General features: G+C 66.6%; 28 protein-coding genes. 15 read left to right on the top strand and 13 right to left on the bottom strand.

The annotated features are described in order from the left end of the window. Together Q0925_RS02930 and Q0925_RS02925 are read right to left on the bottom strand one after the other, a co-directional pair. The coding region (locus tag Q0925_RS02930; protein ID WP_299331767.1) for an aminotransferase class I/II-fold pyridoxal phosphate-dependent enzyme at window positions 1-515 on the bottom strand (515 nt) is incomplete at its 3' end. Continuing rightward, on the bottom strand, window positions 512-1,000 hold the full coding sequence (locus Q0925_RS02925) for an Lrp/AsnC family transcriptional regulator (protein WP_299331765.1): 489 nt from the start codon (window positions 998-1,000) through the stop codon (window positions 512-514). The genes Q0925_RS02925 and Q0925_RS02930, both read right to left, overlap by 4 nt. A 116-nt stretch (window positions 1,001-1,116) precedes the next feature. Between Q0925_RS02925 and Q0925_RS02920 the strand changes: the two genes are divergently transcribed. Genes Q0925_RS02920 through Q0925_RS02890 form a run of 7 tightly spaced genes read left to right on the top strand, consistent with a single transcriptional unit; the run spans window position 1,117 to window position 9,174 of the window. Further along, a complete protein-coding gene (locus tag Q0925_RS02920; protein WP_299331763.1) occupies window positions 1,117-2,919 on the top strand; it encodes a vWA domain-containing protein in 1,803 nt (600 codons plus the stop codon). Continuing rightward, window positions 2,919-5,291 carry a VWA domain-containing protein gene (locus Q0925_RS02915; protein WP_299331761.1) on the top strand — a complete coding sequence of 791 codons (2,373 nt, stop codon included), beginning with the start codon at window positions 2,919-2,921 and terminating at the stop codon, window positions 5,289-5,291. The genes Q0925_RS02920 and Q0925_RS02915 overlap by 1 nt, the downstream gene beginning before the upstream one ends. Beyond that, window positions 5,288-5,941, top strand: a complete 654-nt coding sequence (locus Q0925_RS02910; protein WP_299331758.1) for a chromosome partitioning protein — start codon at window positions 5,288-5,290, stop codon at window positions 5,939-5,941. The genes Q0925_RS02915 and Q0925_RS02910 overlap by 4 nt, the downstream gene beginning before the upstream one ends. A 2-nt stretch (window positions 5,942-5,943) precedes the next feature. Beyond that, window positions 5,944-6,873, top strand: coding sequence for a DUF7502 family protein (locus Q0925_RS02905; RefSeq protein WP_299331757.1), 930 nt, complete (start codon window positions 5,944-5,946; stop codon window positions 6,871-6,873). After that, the gene (locus Q0925_RS02900) at window positions 6,870-7,826 is read left to right on the top strand and encodes an AAA family ATPase (RefSeq protein ID WP_299331755.1); all 957 of its coding nucleotides are present in this window, start codon (window positions 6,870-6,872) and stop codon (window positions 7,824-7,826) included. Before Q0925_RS02905 ends, Q0925_RS02900 begins: the two co-directional genes overlap by 4 nt. Window position 7,827: 1 nt before the next feature. Beyond that, entirely contained in the window at window positions 7,828-8,688 is an 861-nt protein-coding gene (locus Q0925_RS02895) for a DUF58 domain-containing protein (RefSeq protein ID WP_299331752.1), read from the top strand. Window positions 8,689-8,748: 60 nt separating this feature from the next. Continuing rightward, window positions 8,749-9,174, top strand: a complete 426-nt coding sequence (locus tag Q0925_RS02890) for an EamA family transporter (protein ID WP_299331750.1) — start codon at window positions 8,749-8,751, stop codon at window positions 9,172-9,174. Between the two features lie 45 nt (window positions 9,175-9,219). Here the strand turns inward: Q0925_RS02890 and Q0925_RS02885 are convergent, their stop codons facing one another. After that, window positions 9,220-9,591: an Hsp20/alpha crystallin family protein gene (locus Q0925_RS02885; protein WP_299331747.1), complete on the bottom strand. Its 372-nt coding sequence runs from the start codon at window positions 9,589-9,591 to the stop codon at window positions 9,220-9,222. A gap of 109 nt (window positions 9,592-9,700) precedes the next feature. Here Q0925_RS02885 and Q0925_RS02880 point away from each other — a divergent pair, with 109 nt between their 5' ends. From Q0925_RS02880 to Q0925_RS02870, 3 genes are all read left to right on the top strand, one after another. Further along, entirely contained in the window at window positions 9,701-10,252 is a 552-nt protein-coding gene (locus tag Q0925_RS02880; protein WP_299331744.1) for a thioredoxin family protein, read from the top strand. Between the two features lie 79 nt (window positions 10,253-10,331). Then, window positions 10,332-10,655, top strand: coding sequence for an amphi-Trp domain-containing protein (locus Q0925_RS02875; RefSeq protein WP_299331741.1), 324 nt, complete (start codon window positions 10,332-10,334; stop codon window positions 10,653-10,655). 47 nt (window positions 10,656-10,702) lie between these two features. Continuing rightward, complete coding sequence (locus tag Q0925_RS02870) at window positions 10,703-11,038, top strand: thioredoxin family protein (RefSeq protein WP_299331738.1); 336 nt, start codon at window positions 10,703-10,705, stop codon at window positions 11,036-11,038. Here Q0925_RS02870 and Q0925_RS02865 read toward each other — a convergent pair. Both Q0925_RS02865 and Q0925_RS02860 read right to left on the bottom strand, forming a co-directional pair. Further along, the gene (locus tag Q0925_RS02865) at window positions 11,035-11,466 is read right to left on the bottom strand and encodes an RNA-binding protein (RefSeq protein ID WP_299331736.1); all 432 of its coding nucleotides are present in this window, start codon (window positions 11,464-11,466) and stop codon (window positions 11,035-11,037) included. The genes Q0925_RS02870 and Q0925_RS02865 overlap by 4 nt on opposite strands. A gap of 16 nt (window positions 11,467-11,482) precedes the next feature. Next, window positions 11,483-11,677: a DUF1918 domain-containing protein gene (locus tag Q0925_RS02860; RefSeq protein WP_299331734.1), complete on the bottom strand. Its 195-nt coding sequence runs from the start codon at window positions 11,675-11,677 to the stop codon at window positions 11,483-11,485. Window positions 11,678-11,792: 115 nt separating this feature from the next. Between Q0925_RS02860 and Q0925_RS02855 the strand changes: the two genes are divergently transcribed. After that, entirely contained in the window at window positions 11,793-12,440 is a 648-nt protein-coding gene (locus tag Q0925_RS02855) for a DsbA family protein (RefSeq protein ID WP_299331732.1), read from the top strand. A 95-nt stretch (window positions 12,441-12,535) separates the two neighbouring features. Here the strand turns inward: Q0925_RS02855 and Q0925_RS02850 are convergent, their stop codons facing one another. The 3 genes from Q0925_RS02850 to Q0925_RS02840 form a co-directional block, all read right to left on the bottom strand. Next, the gene (locus Q0925_RS02850; protein ID WP_299331729.1) at window positions 12,536-12,730 is read right to left on the bottom strand and encodes a cold-shock protein; all 195 of its coding nucleotides are present in this window, start codon (window positions 12,728-12,730) and stop codon (window positions 12,536-12,538) included. 178 nt (window positions 12,731-12,908) lie between these two features. Next, window positions 12,909-13,397 carry a metal-dependent hydrolase gene (locus Q0925_RS02845; RefSeq protein WP_299331726.1) on the bottom strand — a complete coding sequence of 163 codons (489 nt, stop codon included), beginning with the start codon at window positions 13,395-13,397 and terminating at the stop codon, window positions 12,909-12,911. 269 nt (window positions 13,398-13,666) lie between these two features. Next, window positions 13,667-15,175 carry a uracil-xanthine permease family protein gene (locus Q0925_RS02840; protein WP_299331723.1) on the bottom strand — a complete coding sequence of 503 codons (1,509 nt, stop codon included), beginning with the start codon at window positions 15,173-15,175 and terminating at the stop codon, window positions 13,667-13,669. Between the two features lie 115 nt (window positions 15,176-15,290). Here Q0925_RS02840 and Q0925_RS02835 point away from each other — a divergent pair, with 115 nt between their 5' ends. Together Q0925_RS02835 and Q0925_RS02830 are read left to right on the top strand one after the other, a co-directional pair. Further along, window positions 15,291-15,962: a hypothetical protein gene (locus Q0925_RS02835; protein WP_299331721.1), complete on the top strand. Its 672-nt coding sequence runs from the start codon at window positions 15,291-15,293 to the stop codon at window positions 15,960-15,962. 43 nt (window positions 15,963-16,005) lie between these two features. Continuing rightward, the gene (locus Q0925_RS02830) at window positions 16,006-16,803 is read left to right on the top strand and encodes an RIO1 family regulatory kinase/ATPase (protein WP_299331718.1); all 798 of its coding nucleotides are present in this window, start codon (window positions 16,006-16,008) and stop codon (window positions 16,801-16,803) included. 174 nt (window positions 16,804-16,977) lie between these two features. On the opposite strand, the gene Q0925_RS02825 is transcribed toward Q0925_RS02830, so the two are convergent. The 4 genes from Q0925_RS02825 to Q0925_RS02810 are packed head-to-tail and all read right to left on the bottom strand — an operon-like array spanning window position 16,978 to window position 18,710. Continuing rightward, entirely contained in the window at window positions 16,978-17,787 is an 810-nt protein-coding gene (locus Q0925_RS02825) for a carbon-nitrogen family hydrolase (RefSeq protein WP_299331769.1), read from the bottom strand. Between the two features lies 1 nt (window position 17,788). Further along, the gene (locus Q0925_RS02820) at window positions 17,789-18,214 is read right to left on the bottom strand and encodes an SRPBCC family protein (RefSeq protein ID WP_299331715.1); all 426 of its coding nucleotides are present in this window, start codon (window positions 18,212-18,214) and stop codon (window positions 17,789-17,791) included. A 37-nt stretch (window positions 18,215-18,251) separates the two neighbouring features. Next, on the bottom strand, window positions 18,252-18,476 hold the full coding sequence (locus Q0925_RS02815; protein WP_299331713.1) for a DUF7123 family protein: 225 nt from the start codon (window positions 18,474-18,476) through the stop codon (window positions 18,252-18,254). Between the two features lie 51 nt (window positions 18,477-18,527). Continuing rightward, on the bottom strand, window positions 18,528-18,710 hold the full coding sequence (locus tag Q0925_RS02810) for a DUF7525 family protein (protein ID WP_299331711.1): 183 nt from the start codon (window positions 18,708-18,710) through the stop codon (window positions 18,528-18,530). Window positions 18,711-18,954: 244 nt separating this feature from the next. Between Q0925_RS02810 and Q0925_RS02805 the strand changes: the two genes are divergently transcribed. Further along, entirely contained in the window at window positions 18,955-19,221 is a 267-nt protein-coding gene (locus Q0925_RS02805; RefSeq protein ID WP_299331709.1) for a DUF7111 family protein, read from the top strand. Here the strand turns inward: Q0925_RS02805 and Q0925_RS02800 are convergent, their stop codons facing one another. Further along, window positions 19,222-19,899: a protein sorting system archaetidylserine synthase gene (locus tag Q0925_RS02800; RefSeq protein WP_299331707.1), complete on the bottom strand. Its 678-nt coding sequence runs from the start codon at window positions 19,897-19,899 to the stop codon at window positions 19,222-19,224. It lies immediately after the preceding gene. Window positions 19,900-19,996: 97 nt separating this feature from the next. Between Q0925_RS02800 and Q0925_RS02795 the strand changes: the two genes are divergently transcribed. After that, window positions 19,997-20,416, top strand: a complete 420-nt coding sequence (locus tag Q0925_RS02795) for a cupredoxin domain-containing protein (RefSeq protein WP_299331704.1) — start codon at window positions 19,997-19,999, stop codon at window positions 20,414-20,416. The last annotated feature ends 63 nt before the right edge of the window (window positions 20,417-20,479 follow it).

Below are 20,479 nucleotides of genomic sequence, written 5' to 3'. Positions count from 1 at the left end.
GTCGGATTGTTCGGATAACAGATCATCAACACCTCGGCGTCGTCGGCGCCGGCGCGGTCGAGATCGTCGTACGTGAGCACGAAGTCGTTTTCGGCGCGGGTGGAGACCGGGAGTGGCTCACCGCCCGAGAAGCGCACGCCCGGCCCGTAGGAGATGTACGCCGGCGACTGGATCGCAACGGGGTCGCCGGGATCGACCAGCGCACGGAGCGCCAGATCGACCGCCTCGCTCGCACCTGTCGTCACGAGGATCTCCTCGTCGGGATCGTAGTTCAGGCCGTACTGTGGGACGTGTTCCGAGATGGCCGCTCGGAGTTCGTACATCCCCCGGTTGGTGGTGTAGGACGTCTCACCCCGCTCCAGCGAGTGGATCGCGGAGGCACGCGACTTCCACGGCGCGGTGAAGTCGGGTTCGCCCACACCCAGCGAGATCACGTCGTCCATCTCCTCGGCGAGTTCGAAGAACCGACGGATACCCGACGGCGGGGTCGATTCGGCGCGATCTGACAGCTTCATGGCGAGACCGACAACCGGTCGTCCTCGTCTCGGTCGGTGAAATCGAGTCCGCGGTTCTTGTACGTGTTCATCACGAAGTGGGTCACCGTCTGGGTCACCTCGGGGATCGGCGCGATCTGTTCCGAGACGAACATCGAGACATCGCGCATCGAGTCGCCCTCGACGGTCACGTCGAAGTCGTAGTCGCCGGAGACCAGTCGGAGCGCGGTCACCTCGTCGAACTTCGCGATCCGGCCCGCGACGTCGGCGTACTTTGTCTCGCGGTCGAGTTCGAGGTTGAGTTCCACCTCGGCCTCGACGTGGTCACGGTCGACGTGGTTCCAGTCGACGACCGCCTGGTATCCGAGTACTGCACCCTCGTTTTCGAGTTCTTCGATCATCGTCTCGACATCGGACTCCGAACATCCGAGCTGTCGCGCGATGGTGTCGGAACTCTCGCGGGCGTTATCGAGAAGCACGTCGAGCAGCTCCAGCTTATCGGCCATACGATACTGTTGTCTCCCTCCATGAAAGGGTTTGCTTACGCGTCAGTATCCGTCCCGAACGAAGGTGATATTTCTGGTGTCGAAAGAACGATCAACAACGATGCCGTGTAGCGGGTATGGCCCTCGCAGACGCCTTCCTCTCCCCGTTCGGGCTTCTCACCCTCCTCGCGGTCGTTCCCGTTATCGTGCTGTATCTCGTCCAGCCCGACCCCCGTCGGGTCGAACTCCCGACGCTCCGGTACCTGTTCGACGAGGAGGGCGAGGACGCGGCGAACCCCCTTCTCGAACGCCTCAAGCGGAGTCTCCTCCTGTGTCTGCAACTGTTCGTCATCGTTGCCCTGGCCGTCTCGCTTGCCGGGCCGTACGTCACCGTTTCCGAGAGCCAAACCGTCGAGGAGACCGTTGTCGTCCTCGACGGGAGCGCGAGCATGGCCGCCGAAACCGGGAGCGGATCCCGCTTCGACGCGGCCGTGGCGGCGGCCCGCGAGGCGACCACCGGAACCAACGCCGTCGTGCTCGCCGGAAACGAGAACCGAATCGTTCTCCGTTCGGGCGGTAACGAGGAGGTGGCGTCGACGCTCGATGGCCTGACCGTCAGCGAGACACCGGCCGATCTGGGCGGTGCCATCTCGCAGGCGGCCTCCATCGCCGGCGAGAACGCCCGGGTCGTCGTGTTCAGCGACTTCGCCGACGACGCGGCGTGGGCCGAGGCCGTCCAGTCGGCCCGCGCCCGTGGTTTGCGGGTCGACCTCCGGCAGTTCGCCGGCGGCGGCGAGGACAACGTCGGCATCGTGGACCGTTCTTTTTCGGGACGTAACGTCACGCTCACCGTGCAAAACTTCGGCGACGAGCCCACGACACGGTCGATGGTTCTCGGTGACCGCCGTCGCTCGCTCACGCTCGCTCCCGGCGACGTCGAACGGGTAACGCTGCCTGTTCCCGCCGGCGGCGGCGAGGCGCGGGTGACGCCGGGTGACTCCTTTCCCACGGACGACGTGGCGTACGTCGCCGCCCCGCCGGACCCGACGGTCGACGTCCTGTTGTTGACGAACGATCGGAATCGGTATCTCACGACCGCGCTCTCGGTGATCGACGAGGTTCAACTCACGGTCGACGCACCGCCGACAACGGTCGAGAACGGCTACGACGTGGTTCTCTACGGTGATGTGGCGGGCGAACGCCTCCTTCGGGGTAACGTCGAGGCCGGCCGCGACCTTCTCGACGCGGGCGGCGGTGTCGGGGTTGTAGCACAGGAGTCGCCGCCGGAGGCCTACGGCGACCTTCTTCTCCTCTCGCCGACCGGTGCCGGAACCAATCCCTCGATCGGACGGACGGCGAACGACGAACTCACCCGCGGGATCGACTTCCCGCCGCCGGAGGGCTACCTCCAGGGGTCGCTCCGGTCCGGGACGGCCCTCGTCAGCACCGGAGACGGAACGCCGATCGTCGCGACGGAGCAACGAGAAGCGGGTCGTGTCCTCTACTACGGCTACGTCGCCGACTCCGACCCCTTCCGGTTCAACTACCAATACCCCGTCTTCTGGAAGCGGGCGGTGTTCTATCTGGCCGGCCGGGAGTCGCTCGACAGCCTGAACCGTGAAACCGGATCGGTACTCCGGTTTTCCGACACAACCGAGGTCAGAACACCCGACAGAACCGTCTCGGCACGGTCGGTTCCGCTCGACAGGGCGGGGTTCTACGCCGTCAGCGACGACCGCCTGCTCGGTGTGTCGTTGTACAGCGAGGCCGAGTCGGACGTGGCCGCGGCGCCGCTCGACGAGCGCGAGGGAGTGACCGGTGTCCGGGCGCGGGAGGAGGAACGGCAGGTTCCCCGCCCGCTGACGCCCCTCGTCGCGCTGGTCGCGTTGCTCGTTCTCGTCGGCGAGGTGGCCTTTCTCCGTCGCCGGGGTGATCTGTGATGTGGCTGCTTTTGTCGGTCCGGACGACAGTCGGGGGGGCGGTCGTCGGCCTCGAGCGGCCGGCGGCGTTGCTCGCGTTGCCGGCCGCCGTCGCCACGCTTCTGTTGCTCGTCCGATACCGGGCGTCCGGGATGGCCTCACGGCGGAGTCGGCGACTCCTGCTTGCCGCCAGACTGGTCGTTGCGACCCTGATCGTCGTCTCGGCCGCCGGTCCCTTCACCGTCGTCACGACCGAAACGCAGGGAGAGCCGAGCGTGTCGATGCTGGTCGACCGCTCGGACAGCACGACCGTCTCGCCGGCGGTCGCCGAGCGGTTGGCCGAGGACATCGAGGCCGAAGGGGTGCCGGTGACCGTCTCGACGGTCGGGCAGGGGACCGACTCGCGGATCGGCGACGGTGTCGCCGCGAACGTCCGCAAGAACGGCTCGGTCGTCGTCGTCTCCGACGGCCAGGTCACCGACGGGCGGCGCCTCGCCGAGACGGCTGAGTTCGCACGCTCCGTGAACGCCACGATCAGCGCCGTCTCTCCCGACCCGACGCGGACCGAGCGCTACGTCGCCGTCTCCGGACCGAGCAAGGCGAGCGTCGGCGTCGAAAGCCAGTATCTGGTGCAGGTTTCCGGTGTTCGGGCCACCGACCCGGTCGAGGTGACCGTCTCCGTCGACGGCGAACAGGTCACGAGCGAACGGGTCGCGGAGGGGACGGGAAGCGTTGTCGTCTCGCATACGTTCGAGTCGACGGGCGACCACCGGATCACGGCCGAAATCGACGGCGACGACGAGTTCGAGGTCAACGACGTGGCGCGAAAGACCGTCCGCGTCGTCGATCAACCCCGCGTGCTGTATGTCTCCCGCGGGGAGTACCCGCTCCGCGAGTATCTGAACCAGTTGTACGATGTCGAGACGGCCGAGTCGGTCCCCGAAAATCTCGACCCGTACTACGCGGTGGTCGTCCAGAACGTCGCCGCCGGGGACATGGGGAACGTCGACGAACTCCAGCGATTCGTTATCGACGGTGGGGGGCTGTTGATGGCTGGCGGCCCGGACAGTTTTGAGAACGGGAACTACGCCAACTCCTCGGTTGCCTCGATGCTCCCGGTCACGTTCGGCGAGTCGCGTCCGGGGAGTACACGCATCGTCATGCTGATCGACGTTTCGGGGAGCGCCGATGACGGGATGCGGATCCAGAAAGCCATCGCACTCGACGCCCTCTCACAACTCGATGATGAGAACACCGTTGGCGTCGTCGGGTTCAACCAGCGGGCCTACAGCGTCGCCGACCCCGTTCGACTGGGCGAGGGACGCGCCGACGTCGAGGACCGGATTCGTCGCCTGCAGGCCGGCGGCGCGACGGACATCGCAAACGGGCTCCGGGGGGCCGAGGAGATGCTCGGCGGGCAGCGTGGGACGGTCATCCTCGTCAGTGACGGCGGTGACACCGCGAGTCGGTCGGCAGTCGTGGCGAACGCGCTCGGTCGACAGGGGGTCCGCGTTATCGCCGTCGGGGCCGGGCGGAACGTCAACGAGGGCGTTCTCCGGCGAATCGCAGAGGAGTCCGGGGGCAACTACTTCCGCGCCGACGAAACCGAGCGTCTGCGCCTCCTGTTCGGCGGTGGAAGCCGACAGTTCCAGGGCGAGGGTCTGACCGTCGTCGACTCGACACACTTCATCACGAGTGGCGTCACGCTGGAGTCGACCCCCGGCCGTGTCAACGACGTCTCGATGCGGCCGGGCGCGGACCTTCTCGTCGCCGGTTCGGACGGCACGCCCGCCGTTGCCTCGTGGCGGTACGGGCTCGGGCGGGTCGCAACGATCACGGCCTACGACGACACCGGAGGGCTCGACGGCTTGCTCCGACGGCCGGACTCCCTGCTGGTCACCAAGTCCGTCAACTACGCCATCGGCGATCCGGAGCGGAAAGCGACGGGGGTCACTGACGTGGCCGACACGCGGGTCGGGGAGCCGACGACGGTCGTCTACCGTGGTGTCTCGCCACCCGAGGGGACGGAGCTCACGTTCAGCGCCGTCGACGAGAACGTCTACCGCGCACAGACGACCCCCGAGTCGGTCGGGTTCGGGACGGTTGCGGGCGCGACCTACGCCGCCAACTACCCCGCGGAGTACGCCGGCTTCGGCACGTCGGCGGCGCTCACCGAGGCCGTGCGGGCGACCGGCGGCCAGCAGTTCGGGCGCAACGACGCCACGGAGATCGCCGCGTTCGCCCGCCAGCAGTCGACCCGCGTGCGCGATGTGCGGCGGTCGTGGGACTGGGCGTTGTTGACCGCCGCCCTACTCCTGTTCCTGACCGAGGTGGTTGTCCGGCGGCTTCAAGTGTACAACGGCCGAACTACCCGTGAGAGCGGTCTCCCATGAGCCTCATTGGCCGATCGATCAACCTCGCCCTCGCCCTTTTGATCTGCCTGTCGGTCGCCGGGACCGCGGGCGCGACGTTGTACTATCAGGAGTCGGTCGAGGATCTCGATACGGAGAACAGCCAGCTCCGCCAGGAGAACGAGCGCCTGCGGGAGAACCTCCGGTCGACCGAGAGCGAACTCCAGCAGACCCGCCAGCGGCTGCAGGATCTCAACGAGAGCCTACAGACCACCCGAAGCGACGTAGGACAGGTGTCGGAAGACCTCGAAGAAACGGAAGGGCAACTGGAGTCGACCGAGCAGGAACTCGCCTCGACCCGGCAGGATCTCCAGTCTGCTCGCAACCGGGTCGAGGAGTTACAACAACGGGCGAACGAACTGGAAACCCGGAACGAACAGCTCCGGTCGGAGGTCTCGAGCCTCGAAACCGAAAACGATGAGCTCCGGACGGAACGCGACGAACTGCAGGCCGACGTCGACGAGCTGAACGATCAGGTGTCACAACTCGAATCCGAGATCAGCAGTTTAGAAACGGAGAACCAGAACCTCCGCGTGGAGAATCAAAACCTTCGGGACGAACTCAGCGAAACAGAGAGCGACCTCGCGGCGGTGTGTGCCGAGGTCGACGACCCGCCGCCGGAGTGTAACTGACAATGGCCGAGCCGACGACCACCCCTGCCACCGGTGACGGCGACCCCCCGCCCGAGGAGCGCAAGCTCCGTCGCGCGCTGACCCAGATTCGCCGGGAGGGCTGGAAGGTGGCGATCATCTACGCCGTTGTCGACGCGACGCTTGCGACACTGTTCACGAACCTCGTCGCGACGGTCGCCGGCATACCCGGACTCCCCACGCGCCTCTCGTTGCCCGGTGCCGTGCTGTCGGCGCTCCGTGGCGCGGGCGTCGCGCCCGCCGACTCGACGGTGGCGAGCGGTGTCGTCGTCGGTCTCGTCGCCGGGGTCGTTATCCTCGTCGTGGAGGTCGCGTGGCGGGTGCGCCGGCCGCTGATCGAGCAGTTCGAGGCCGCAAACCCGGACCTACGCGGGGCCTTGCGGACGGCTCGCGACGCCGTCGAACGCGGGGAGAGCGGCCGCTCCCGGATGGCGCGTCGGCTCTACGAGGATGTTCTCGACGACCTCCGGGCGGCCTCCAGCGTTGGCCTTCTCGACCTCCGACGGATCGCGCTGACGGTTGTCCTCGTCGCGGCCGTCAGCATCGCGACGATCCAACTCGCCGTCGTCGACCTCTCGCTTGCTGGCGGTGGGGCGCCCGAGGCCGAACCGGACGGTGGCACCGATACGGAGTACACCGGGTTGGAGGACGGGTCGTCGATCCTCGGCGAACCGGAGGGCGTACCCGAGGGCGAGGAGAATCTCGACGCGTCCATCGACACCGAGGGCTCGGGGAGCGGCGACAACGACGCCGGCGCCGACGTCGAGTCGGCGGCCGCGTACGACGAGAGCGGATTCGACGACTCGGGAACGGTCGAGAGCCAGCGCGCAGGGTTTTCCGAACGCGAGCGACTCGAAGATGCGGACCTGATCCGCGAGTACAACCTGCGGATCCGGGAGGACGACGACTCATGACCGAGACAAACACCGACATCGACGTGTTGCAGGAGCGACTGGCCGAGGTCCGCGAGGAGGTCGGCAAGCGAATCATCGGCCAACGGGACGTGCTCGAACGCCTGCTGGTCTGTATCATCGCGGACGGCAACGCCCTGCTTGAAAGCAACCCCGGACTGGGGAAGACCACGATGGTTCGGACCGTCGCGGAGGTGACCGGGCTGGACTTCTCGCGGGTGCAGAACACGCCGGACCTGATGCCGTCGGACATCACGGGAACGGAGGTCATCCGCGACTCCGGCGAGACCAGAGCGTTCGTCTTCGACAAGGGGCCGATCTTCGCGAACATCGTTCTCGCAGACGAGATAAACCGTGCAACGCCGAAGACACAGGCGGCGCTGTTGGAAGCGATGCAGGAAAAGCAGGTAACCGCCGCCGGCGAGACATACGACCTCCCGCGGCCCTTTTTAGTGTTGGCGACGCAGAATCCGGTCGACCAGGAGGGAACCTACCCGCTCCCGGAGGCCCAGACCGACCGCTTTCTGTTGAAACTCGTTCTCGATTACCCCGCCGCGGAGGAGGAACGCGACATCGTGAACCTCTACACCGGGAGCGGATCGGGGTCGGCCCCGCCGGTGGAGACGGTGGTGACGCGCTCGGAGATCCGGCAGATCCAGTCGCTGGCCCGCGAGATGCCCATCGCCGACGACGTGCGCGACCGGGCGATCGAACTGGTGCGGGCGACCCGCGAGGCAGAGACGGTCGAGTTCGGCGCGAGTCCCCGGGCGAGCATGGGACTCGTCCTCACGGCGAAGGCACGGGCGTTTCTCCGTGGACGCGCACACGTCTCGTGGGAGGATGTAGCCGAGATGGCCCCGCCGGTGTTGCGCCACCGCATCCTGCTCGACTTCCGGGCGGAACGTGAAGGGCTGACGGCCGACGACGTGATCGCGACGCTGGTTGACGAGGTCTGAGATGATCGATCCCGACTTTCTCGACGAACTCGGCCGATTCGATGCGTCGCTGGACCAGCAGACGACGGCGGTCAAAAAGGGCGAACGGGAGTCGCCGAGCGTCGGCGAGGGGTTGACATTCAGCGACTACCGACGCTACTCGCCGGGCGACGACACCCGCCTGATCGACTGGCGGCTCTACGCCCGCACGGAGGAGTACTTTATCAAGCAGTTCGAGGAAGAACGCAATCTTACCGTCCACGTCCTCATAGACGCGAGCGCGTCGATGGATTACGGCGACGACGACCACAACAAGTTCGAGTTCAGCGCGAAACTCGGCCTCGGGTACGCCTACCTCACCGCCGAGGAACACGACGACTTTCGGCTGTCACTGTTCACCGACCGGACCGAACGGCTCGACACCGGCAGATCGACGCGGGGGGAGGTGTTGGCGCTCGTCGACCGCCTCAACGAGACGACCCCCGAGGGCGAGACGGATTTCAAGGCGGCGCTTGAAGCGTACGCGGCATCGATCCGGTCGCGGTCGTTGGTGGTCATCGTTACGGACTGTATCGGCGACCTCGACGGGTTAGAGGCGGGCGTGGCGGCGCTCGCCCGCAACGAGGTGGTACTCGTCCAGACGCTCTCACCGGCGGAACTCGACCCTGAGGCCGGCGGTGACACGATCTTCGAGGACGTGGAGTCTGAGCTGACCCGGCGGACGTACTTCGGCGGTCGACTCGCCGAACGGTACCGCGAGCGTGTCGATGCGTTCGTTGACGACGTGGCCGACCGGGCGCGGAAACTCCGGGTGACACACGCGCTCGTGGCGACCGACGAGGATTTTTTCGACGCCTTTGGGGCCGTGTGGGTCGGCGACTGATCGACGGCCCGAGACGCCGGGATCGAAACGCTATACTGTTCACTCGACCCGATGTTCGATATGGGTTATCTCCAGTGGGCGCTTGTCGCGCTGGTGGCGTACTCGGCGGTTGCGCCGCTGGTCGGCTTTGCGACGACCGGCGACCCGAAGGTGCCGAGTTTCGTCGCCGCACTCATCACCAACGGAATCCTGCTGATCGCGACCGTAGGGGTCGTTCTCTACGAGGGGCAGTCGGTCACCTCGTTTTTCCGGCACCCAAAGGCGCCGTACCTCTATCTGGCCGGACTGTTTCTGGCGGTCGGCATCCTCGCGTACTACCGTGCGCTGTCGCTCGGTCCGGTGAGTGCGGTGGTTCCCATCTTCGGAACCTTTCTGGTCGTCAGTTCGGTTGCAGGAATCGCCTTTCTCGACGAGTCACTGACGGCCCGAAAGGTCGCCGGGATCGGTTGTGCGATACTCGGGATCTACCTCGTCTCGGCGGAGTAGTCCGTTGGCCGGACGTGCCGGCCGGGCCGTCACGGGTCGACCGCGTCAGGCGTCGATTTCGATCGGCGTACCCCGGGTGGCTGCGCCCGCCGACACCGGCAGTCGGACCTCGAGGATACCGTTGTTGTAACTGGCAGTGATCTCCTCGTCGCCGACGGACTTCGGGAAGCGGAACCGTCGGTGGTAGGTCCGGCGCTCGGCGCGGTTCTGATCCTCGTGTTCCGCGGCGACGTTGAGGATCCCGTCGTCCCACGTCACGTCGATCTCGGCGGGGTCGAACCCCGGCATCTCGACGCTCAGGACGAACTCGCCGTCCTCCTCGTACAGTTCGTAGTCGTCGCGTCCGGATTCGAACAACTGACTTGGGAAGCCTGTGCGCTGGAGCCACGAACTGGCTGGACTGGTCGGAAGCGCCATGGCTGATCACTGATGTTACATCGAGTACTTGCACGCGGTTCTATAAAAATGTTTTTTTCTTCGTTGCCGCCGACCCACAGTATTTCACCGCTCGGTCGCTACGGCGCCTATGGCACTCCAAGAGTCGGATTCGGAACTGGAGACCGGCGACCCCGCACCGGCGTTCGAACTCCCCGGCGTCGACGGGAAGACGCACACACTTGAGGACTTCGACACCGACGCCCTTCTCGTCGTGTTCACCTGCAACCACTGCCCGTACGCACAGGCGAAGTTCGACCTGTTGAACGACATCGCCGCCGAGGACGACGTGGCGGTCGTCGGCGTCAACGCGAACAACACAGAGGAGTACCCCGAGGACTCCGTCGAAAAGATGCAGGCGTTCGTCGACGAGGGCCGGGTGGCCTACGACGCCTACCTCCGCGACGAGACGGCCGATGTGGCACGGGCCTACGGCGCGGTCTGTACGCCGGATCCATTTCTCTTCCGCCGCGACGGCGACACCTACCGACTGGCGTATCACGGCCGCCTCGACGACGCCCTCGGCCCCGATGAGACGGCGACCGAGTTCTACATCCGGCAGGCCATCGACGCGGTCCAAGCCGGTGAGGCGGTCGACCTCGACCCCGGGCCGTCGCGTGGTTGTGGAATCAAGTGGCCCTGACCCGTGGCGTTCGGTCTCGTCGGCCGTGACGTCGTCGTGACGGTAGGAAGCCGCCTCAGCGGACGAAACCGAGGAGGCTATGACCCCGGCACCCCTTCGCGAAGACACGATGTCCGAGACCATAGACACGGACGAGGAACGGACGACGATCCGGATGGGGCGGGAGTTCGAACGGGAGTACCGAGTCGGCGCCAGCGAGGCCGGCGAGTTTCTGATCGCCCTCGGCGAACAACTCCGAGACGACAACGAACTCACCATCGCCGACGACGAGTGGGAACTCCCTTTCGCCTTCGGCGAACCGGTCGAACTCGAGATCGACTTCGAGGGTGTCGGCGACCCTGAACTCGAGGTCGAACTCCTTCTGCCGGGGCGAAGCGACGAGGACGCGCCAAGCGTCGAGTAACGGGCAACGCCGAACGACTCACCCGTTTCGGGCGCGTATCGATCGTCGTGACCGACACCCACTCGACCGACGCGCCGGCACCCGTTCGCCTCGAAACCGCGACGGCCCTCGACCGGTTCGTCGCCGACCACGACCGCGCCCTCGTGGAGTTTTACACCGCTGGCTGTGGCGCCTGCGCCGCCATGGAACCGGTGCTCGGTCTCGTCGCCGAGGAGACCGGCGTGCCCGTGGCGCTCATCAACCCGCGTGACGATCCGACGCTGATCGGGGACTACAACATCACTCGGGTGCCGACGCTCGTGATCTTCGAGAACGGAACACAGATCGACCGGTTGGACGACGAGTTCGTCGGCGCGGATCGTGTGGTCGAACGACTGCGTTAGTCGCGGGCGGTCTCGAACGCTTCGCGGGCGTTCTCGACTGCGGCCTCGCGTTTGGCAGGGTAGGCCTCGACCTTTCCGCGGAGGGTGATGCCGTCACCTTGCCGGGCCACGCCGCCGAACGCCGCTTGCTTGTCGAGGGTGAGATACAACGAGCAGTCCTCCGACACCCGATCATCGAGTTCATCCACGAACGCGTCGTAGCCGGGGAGGTCGGCGAGTCGGCCGAGGACGTACCGCACGTCGTCCGCGTTCTCCAGTCGCGCCGAGAGGATGGCGATCCGGTCGCCGTGGTGGCCCTCGGTTACCTGCCGCTCGAGTCCGTGGTCCTCGGGGAGAAAGGTTCGGAGCGCCCCTTCGACGCGCTTCTCGTCCTCGGTGGCGTAACAGAACGTCCGCAGATCGACGTAGTGGAAGGGGACACTCGACATACGGGGCGGTCGCGGATTACTCGTCGTCCGCGTCGCCGGCGCGTTCGAGCGCGTCCTCGGGGACGCCGGTCTCCTGTCCGTCCTCGAAGCTGATCGTGTAGGTGGCGTCGCCGAACATCGTCTCCATCACCTGCGTGATCGTCCCCGCGTCGCCGTCGTACTCGCTGTGTTTGTCGTGGAGTACCACCTCGTCTTCCTTCTCGAAGCTCATAATACGGTGTTCCGCCGGAGCGCATAAAAACGCGCTGATTCGCCGGGCGACACCACAGCCGCGGCCGGTTTCGGGGATCGGGAGGGCTAAGTCGGCGCCGCCCGGATGCGCCCGCATGGAACACACCAGACGCGCGTGTCTCGTGGCGACGGCAGGACTCGTCGGGCTCTCGGCGGGGTGTCTCGGTGGCGGTGGAGGAGGTGGAGGCGGCGGAACCGAGGACTGCGACATCGAAGATGGACCGACGGTGTCGGAACTGCCGGCGCCGGGCGTGGGGCCGGACGACGCCGACGTGACCGTCGCGGCGTTCGAGGATTTCTCCTGTCCCCACTGTGCGACGTTCAGTCTCGAGGTGCTCCCGGAGCTTCGATCCGACTACGTCGACCCGGGCGTGGCCCGGTTCGAACACCGCGACTTCCCGATCCCGGTCGACGAACGGTGGTCGTGGCAGGCCGGGAGCGCCGCCCGTGGGGTACAGGACGAGGTCGGCGACGAGGCCTTTTTCGAGTACGCCCACGCGTTGTTCGAAAACCAAGGCGACTACTCGCCGGCGCTTATCACCGACCTCGCCGAGGAGGTCGGCGCGCCGGGATGTGCGGTTCAAGCCGACGCGCTCAACGGGACCTACCGACCGGTGTTGGAGTCCGACCGCCAGTCGGGGATCGACAGCGGGGTCAAGGGGACACCGAGCGTGTTCGTCGGTGGTCGACCGGTCAACCCGACTTACGACGCCATCTCCACGGCCATCGAATCCCGGCGGTAGAACGGGCGACCGGGACGTTGTAGCGGCCGCTTCGAGCGGGTGAAAAAGGGAGTGCTCGTCCAGCGCCGTTCGAGCGGTCGGGTCTGTGCCCGGACCTACAGTCGCTGGAGGTTGGTCGCTCGGGGGCCTTTGTCGGCCTGTTCGATGTCGAATTCGACTTCCTGTCCCTCTTCGAGGTCCGGGCCGCCGATGTCCTCCATGTGGAAGAACACGTCTTCGTCGGAATCTTCGGTCTCGATGAACCCGTAACCGCCGGTGTCGTTGAAGAACGCAACCGTACCTGTCGTCATTGCGTAACGCACGACGAAAACCAGCGACATAAGGTTTCCGGGTATCCACCGGGTTCGTGATGCGGTTTCGGCAGTCGAGATGGGTTTTGAGCGCCTGAGCACCCGTTAGCGTCTGTTTCACGGCGGATCACGGGATCGCGTCGCTCGGCCGTCCCCCGCGGTCGGAGCGGCCGTCTGCTCACGACACCTGCACGGCGACGACCGTCGCGACCGCGGTGGCACAGACGCCGGCAGCGAGGAGAAGGTAGTTCGCCAAGGTGTTGTCGGCACGGGTGAGCCGGACGGAGAAGTCGCGACCCGACAACGGCCACAGGAGCGGGACGCCCGCGGGTGTCAGCGCGTCCGCGAGGAGGTGTGCGAGCACCGCGGCCGCGCCGACACCGAAGCCGAAGGCGGCAACGGTCGTCGGATCGCCGCCGAGGGTGGGCGTAAGACCGAAGCCGACGCCGCCGCCGATGCCGCCGACCAGAACGGCAAAGGCGAGCGTGTGGGTCGGCCCGCGGTGGGAGATCAGCGGGGCGCGATGGTCGAGGTCGGGGAGCATCGACAGCCAGATCATGACCGCGCCGGCGACGAACGCGAGGTCGGGCCGGCCGTACACGACGAGCGTAAGACCGACCGGCGCGAACACGAGAAGCGAGACGCCGAGATGACCGCGTCTGTACATGACGTGAGGCGATCCATTATGCTCCGGGCGGTGACCAGAAGCTTTCGGCTCACAGCAGGAGGGAGGTATCGGGGAGCCGATCACGCCACGACGACGGCCGTCACACCATCGAGACCGGTTCAAGCCACGCTGTGGTGGCCTAAGGGTGCGTCGGTCTCCCGAGCGACCGGTCCGACCGTCCGGATATCACCGAGAACGGATGCGCCACAGTCGTGAGAAACGCCGTCGGTCGTCCGGGTACCGGCGTCCGGTGCCGGGTCGTGGTCGACTCAGTCGCCCCGGACGAACCGGTCGAACGCGGAGATGAACGCGGCGTCTTCCTCCGTCGCCCGTTCCCACTCGACCAGCCCCCGCTCTGCGCGCGTCCCCTCGATGGTGCTGTCGAGAACGAAGGCGACGAGACCGCCGACCGCCATCCCGGTCGACCCGATGACGTAGACCGTGTCTGCGACGGCGCGCGTTCCGAGGATCGGTCCGACGACGGCGACGGCGGCCATTCCCTCGCGGAAGGCCGCGGCACTCCCGACGTTCCCCATGTACGCCGGAATCGCGAGGCCAGCAAAGAGGGCGATGCCGACGATGAAGACGTTCCGGGAGGACTCCAAGTCGACGTACTCCAGGTTCGAGAGGCCAACGGCGACGATCTGTCCGAACATGGCGACGTAAAGCCCGCCAACGATGGGATCGGGGATGGTGGCGATGAGTTGGCCGAAGTAGCCGACAAAGCCGATGACGATCATCACGGCGGCACCGATCTGGACGACATAGCGGGAGGCAACACCCGTCAACCCGATGGCACCGATGTTCTCGGAGTAGGAGGTCGACCCGCCCGTCCCCATGAGGCCGGCGAAAACGTTCATTAGCCCCTCCATGCCGATGCCGTGGTTGATCCGTTCCTCGTTCGGCGCGCCGATCCCGGAGAGGCGGGCGACGGCGTGGTAGTCGCCGAAGGACTCGAGCATCGACGCCGCGACGCCGGCGAGCATCCCGATGACGAACGCCGTCTCGATCCGTGGAATCCCCCACTGGAGCGGGTAGATAGGCATCAGCGCCGGCGCGGCGGCCACCGACGCCAGGTCGACGAACCCGGACGTATCGGGGGTGTAAACACCCGTAACAGAGAGAACGGCGGCGACGACCCACGCAACGACCACACCGAGAAGGACCGGAAACAACTGAAACGCCCGGGACCGATCACCGAGGTACTGCGAGAACAGAACGATCGACCCGAGCGTCAGGCCGAGCAGCCACCAGTTGCCGGAGGCGGCCGTCACCTGCGGGGCGTTGAACAGCGCGAGGCCGATGAGCGCGACGGTCGGTGCGATAACGACCGGCGAGATGTACGCCCGGATGCGGCCGAGCAGTCCGAGATACCCGACCGCCACCTCAACGACGGCGGCGACGACGATGGCGCCCTGCAACTGGAGAAGCGCGGCCTGCCACGCCGGTCCGGCGGGGTTGCTCGCCTGCACGACGCCGATGACGGCGAGCGCCGGCGCGAGCATCGAGAACGGCGCGCCCTGCACGATCGGATATCGGTTGCCGAAGGTGGTCTGTGCGAGGGTGGCGATGCCCGAGACAACGAAGAACGTGCCGACGAACCGCGGGACGATGGCGTCGGGCATGCCGAGTGCCCCCGCGAGGATCAGCGGCACCGCGACGTTCGCTCCGACCATCGTGAGGTAATGTTGGACCCCGAGCAGCCCCGACGTGAGGAGGGGTGGCTTGTCGTCGATGCCGTACTCAACGAAACCGGATCGCTCGTCCTCGCCACTCATGCCGTCATCGCCCCGTGATGCATGAGGCGAGTTCGCCACCCGACCCTCTAAAATCGCCCGGATCGTCCCGGTCGGGCCGAAACGGTGACAGTGCGGGCGCCCGTCAGAACGGCCGATGGACGACCGGAACGACCGACCGTCGAGCACGGGGGGAAACGGGAGCGCGACCACGCCCGGTGACCGGGTGTTCGACACCGGGCGCCCGATAGCCGGCCGGGAGAGCGTTGGCTCCGACCCCGAGGCGTTCTGCTACGGCGGCGAACAGGTCGTCGAACGCGCACCGCTCGGGGCCGGTTGGGCCGCCGTCACCACCCACCGGGTGCTGGCGTACAACCCCGCCGCCGCCGGTCGGCGGTTCGAGGCGGTCGACCGGCCGAACGTGTGTGGAATCGATGTCGACGCCTCGGGCGACCCACGGCATCTTCGGTGGGGGCTTCGTGCGCTCCTCTACGGGCTCGTCGGACTCGGTGGCGGGGGTGCCCTCCGGGCGCTGAACGTGGCCGGCACGCTGTCGGTAGGAGAGGCGGCCCGCGACGCACCGGTCGGGGGCGTTCTCGCGGTGACCGACGCCGTCGCCGGCGCCGTCGCGACCCTCGCGACGGTGCTACTTTTCGGCGGCATCGGCCTTCTCGTTGTCGCAGTCGGACTCCTTGGCCGGTATCTTCGGACACGCGATCCGGCGCTGGTCGTCGACCGCTTCGGCGAAGCCCCCGTCCGGCTCCCCGCGCCCCGAACCGACGGCGAACGGGCGGCATCGACGCTCTCGGACGCGCTGACGGATGGGTGACGGGACCAATGATATATCCCCCCACGCGGCGTACGGAACTGCGATGGAAGTCAGGCGACTCGTCCGCGGTCGGATCGGCGACGACCGACTGAACCGGGTAGCCGCCGAAATCGCGGCGCGGTACGGCCGCGAGGACCCTTCGGTCCGGTGTCTCGACGCCGACAACTGGCTTTCGACCCCGCTCGTTCTCGACGAGGACCTCTTCGTGAAGGTCATCTCACGGCGCAACTCGCTGGTCCACGCGCTCATCACGACCGGCCGGAACCTCGGCGTCTTTTCGTCGGGGACGGAGGGGTTTTTCGAACATTTCGGAACGCCGTACGGGATGGCCACCCATGAGCTGGCTGCGACCGAGGAGATGCGGCGGATCGGGCTGAACGCGCCGGAGCCGCTCGAAGCACTCGAAATCGACGATCTTGGCGTTGTCGTTCTCGAGTACCTTCCGGAGTTTCGCCCGCTCGACGAACTCGACCGGGAGACCGAACGGGCACTCGCGCCCGAACTGTTCGGCGCGCTGTGGACGCTCCACGACCACGGCCTCGCACACGGTGACCTGCGTGCCGAGAACGTTCTCATCCTCGACGACGACCTCTACTTTATCGACGCGACGAACGTCGGTGAGACCGGTGGGGACGCCGCCCGGTCGTACGACATCGCCTGCGGGTTGGCGGCGCTCGAACCTCTGATCGGCGCGGGACCGACCGTCGAGGCGGCCACAACGGCGTACCCGGCCGAGGAACTGCTTGGGGCGCTTGACTTTCTCGACTTCGTCAACATCCGCCCTGATCACGACTGCGACGCCGCGGCGCTCAAAGGCGAGGTAGAAAAGCGAGCGGCCTGAAACGGAAGGGTGGACGGGAGCCGAGGGGAGGACCCCCCTGCCGGGCGAGGGCGGTCCGTTCCGCGGCGGGCGACGACGTGGTGGAGTCGAATGTGCCGAGTCTCGACGAGAAAAGCGTCGATGCGTCGGCACCAGCCGATACTGTCCTCTACCGTATAAACCCACCGACCCCGGTCAGTCCCGCCGGTCGCGGAGCGCGGGGAACTCCTCACGCACCGCGGCGACCCGGCCGGAATCGACATCGCCGACGACGAGAGTCGGGTCGTCGCCGGCGCTCGCGATGGCCGTACCCCACGGATCGTAGACGGTCGACCGCCCCAGAAGCGTCGCATCGTCGAACGTGGCCGCCCCGTTCGTCGCCGCGACGTAGGTCAAATTCTCGATTGCGCGCGCGCGGCCGAGCGTCTCCCAGTGTTCGACGCGGGGGTAGGGCCACGCGCTCGGCACGCAGACAAGCGTCACGCCCCGGTCGACCAGCCGACGGTAGAGTTCGGGAAACCGGAGGTCATAACAGGTCGTCATGCCGACGGTGACACCCTCAAACTCGACGGTCGGGAGCGTCTCGCCGGGTGTGAACAGTTCCGTCCCGGCCGACCCGTAGCCGAAAAGGTGGTGTTTCCGGTAGACGCCCCGTCTGGTCCCCCCGCGATCGTAGAAGACACAGGTGTTCGCGAGGCCCTCGGACGCCGGCACGTCGGCGCCGGCGGCGGCGCTGGCGGCGAGGTCCTCGACGTGGCTTCCGGCCACCAGCCCGACGCCGTGGTCGGCCGCGAGGTCGGACAGACGGGCGAAGACCGGTCCGTCGAGTCCCTCGGCGGCGCGGTCGTAAGCACCGAAGGCAAAGTAGCCAACCGTGAACAGTTCCGGGAGCACGACGAGGTCGACCCCACGGTCGGCGGCGTCGGCGACGGCAGTCGTAGCCCGGTCGAGGTTACCCGTGACGTCGCCGGCCTCCTGGTCGAGTTGAGCCAGTGCGATCCGCATCTCAGGCCGGGAGTTCGAGATCACGCCTGAGCGCCGCTTCGAGGTTGTCGAGTTCGTCATCGAGGCGGCTTTTGAAGAACCGCTCCACGCCCGGGAGGCGGCCGTCGACGACGAACTCGTTGTGGAGGTAACAGCCCGCCTCGGTCTCCTCGATACGGTGTTCGCCGGTCACGCGCATCACGCTCGACCGACCCACGAATTTGACGTAGGTCGGTGCGTCCACGTCGATATCGTCGGTCTCGACGGTCGCGGTGCGGTCGATCATCGGTAGATCCAGATCGATCTCCCACGTCGCCTCGGTGCCGTCGACCTCGTAGTCACGGACGACGCTGATCGACTCGGCGCGCTTGCCGGGATCCGAGATAAACGCCCAGACACGGTCCGGTAGTGCCTCGAACTCGAACGTCCGCTGAACACGCACAGTCATACGTTAAGCTCCCGCCGGATCATCAAAAACTGCAGGGTTACCCTTGTGTGACGCGCCACGTCGTCGACCGTGCGCGTCCCCACTTTTCGATCTCGACATCCTCGGACTTCTCCGCCAGTTTGGGAAGTCGGGAGCCGACCTGCTTCGCGGTCAGCCCGATGGCGTCGGCGATGTTCTTCGCGCGGAAGTAACGCTCCCCCCGGGAGACGCTGTCATGGAGATACGCGAGGATTCGCCGCTCCTCTTCGGTCAAAGAGGTCATCGTTCATTGCTAGTACGTGACTCAGCGTCTTAACTCTTTCAAGCCATCCGGTCAGGCGTACGCCTGCACGGCCGCCACAGCGACGATGGCCGCGACGATGGCGGCGGCAAAACCCCACGCCTTCCCCAACTGGCCGGGGGCAAGCAGCATCGCAATCCCTCCGACGGCGGCCAGAATCGAGAAGAGTACGCCGAACCCGACTCCCTTGTCGGTCGTCGGGGCGTCGTGTGCCATACGCCTTCCTTCGCCGGAGTCCACTTAGCTCATTCGACTTTGTAGACCCGGAGCCAACGGGTACGCGCCGGTGACCGCCCGGCCGAGCGGCGCTGTCGCGGCGCCAACCGCACCGAAACACACGTACGGACCCGAGGTGTCATGAGACACCACCGCCGACGGGCACGGGTCAGGTGCCAGCGTGGGTGCTACCATCAGGCGCGTCGACCGGAACATTCGACAGGACGGGCCCCTACGAATCGGTATGTCCAAGACGGATAACGATGTCACCGCGCGGTATTACGAGACCGAAGAGGAGCGAGTGCTCGCGTTCGAACGCGGGGAGCGGACGGCGGTGGTCGCCCAGAACAGCGACGGTTACGCGATGGTGATGGTCCGGCCGAGCGTCGACGGCGACGAACTGGAGCGATACTACGGCTTCGATATGGCGCTTGACCACGCGGCCGAACTCCTCGGCGTTCGGGTCGGCGACCTGCCGGTGCCCGAGGAGGCAAGCGACATGGGGATGTAGTCACGTCCAGTAGAACCGCGGGCCGAGCGTGAGGTAGGCGAGTGCCAGAAAGAGCAGCGCGAACGCAAAGGCCTCGCCCGGACGTCCCCGGAGAACGATTGCGAGGGCCTGTACCGTTCCCATCACGATGGCATCCTGTGGATGCAGGTCCGGATACGTCACCTGCGTCACCATGAGCGCCGCGAGGACACCAGAAAGCGCGACCAACAGGATCGGGCCGACGAGGCCGGCGAGAACACCCGCCGAGAGCACCGTCGCCGCAAGCGTCGTCGGTACACCCTTTGTCTCGGACGCGTCGCTGTCGTAGGCAGTGTAGAGGCCGAGCCGGGTCACCGCCATCGCGACGTAGACGGCAGGCAGGAGAAGGCCGAGAAGATGCGCGACGGGGTCGTCCGCGAGCGTCCACGCGTCGGCCGCCCGGGAGGCGATCAGCAGGGCCGGCGCAACACCGAAAGAGGCCACGTCCGCCAGCGAGTCGAGATACGGGCCGGCAAGGGACCCGCCGCGCTTTCTGGCGATAACGCCGTCGAGGCCGTCCGCGACGGCCGCGAGGAGCAGGATCCGTGCGGCCAAACTGGCGTCACGCGTGGCGGCAAAGGCGGCGATAAAGCCGAGCATCGCGTTGCCGACGGTAACGGCGTCCGCGAGGCCGAGTCGGCCCACGAACCGCGGTTGCATACTCCCCCCGTCTGCGACCGAGGATTTACGTCTTTATATCGGCCGATTCGATCGTCGAACCACGCCGCATTTATCCGTCGCGCACCGAAACGAGGCTATGCGTAGACGCCGCGTTCTCGCGACGTTCGGTGCCGGGTTCGTAGCCGCGAGCGCTGGCTGTGCCGCCGTCGGATCGTCCGGTGGCACCACCAAGGGCGACGTGGGGATGACCTCGGAGGCGTTCGTTCCCGCCTCCATCACGGTGCGTGTCGGCGACGAGGTGGTCTGGTACAACAACAGCGCCCGCGCCCACTCGGTCACGGCCTACGAGTCCGGTGTTCCGGAGGGAGCGGACTACTGGGCGAGTGGCGGCTACGACTCCGAGGACGCCGCCCGAGAGGCGTGGGACGGGCTGAACGGCGCGTTGGAGAGCAACGAGGCCTACAGTCACCGGTTCGAGACCCCCGGTGAGTACAGCTACTTCTGCATTCCACACGAGCGAGCGGGCATGATCGGCACCGTCGTCGTCGAGGAGTAACGTGCTCGGGCGATCCGGCCGGGTGTCGGTACCCGTTGGTCGGGGTCGGGGCACGGTGAAAAA

Origin of the sequence: Haloplanus sp., assembly GCF_028275055.1 — an archaeon.
In the GTDB taxonomy this organism is placed as follows: Archaea; Halobacteriota; Halobacteria; order Halobacteriales; family Haloferacaceae; genus Haloplanus.
This window is presented reverse-complemented; position numbering and strand designations above follow the sequence as displayed.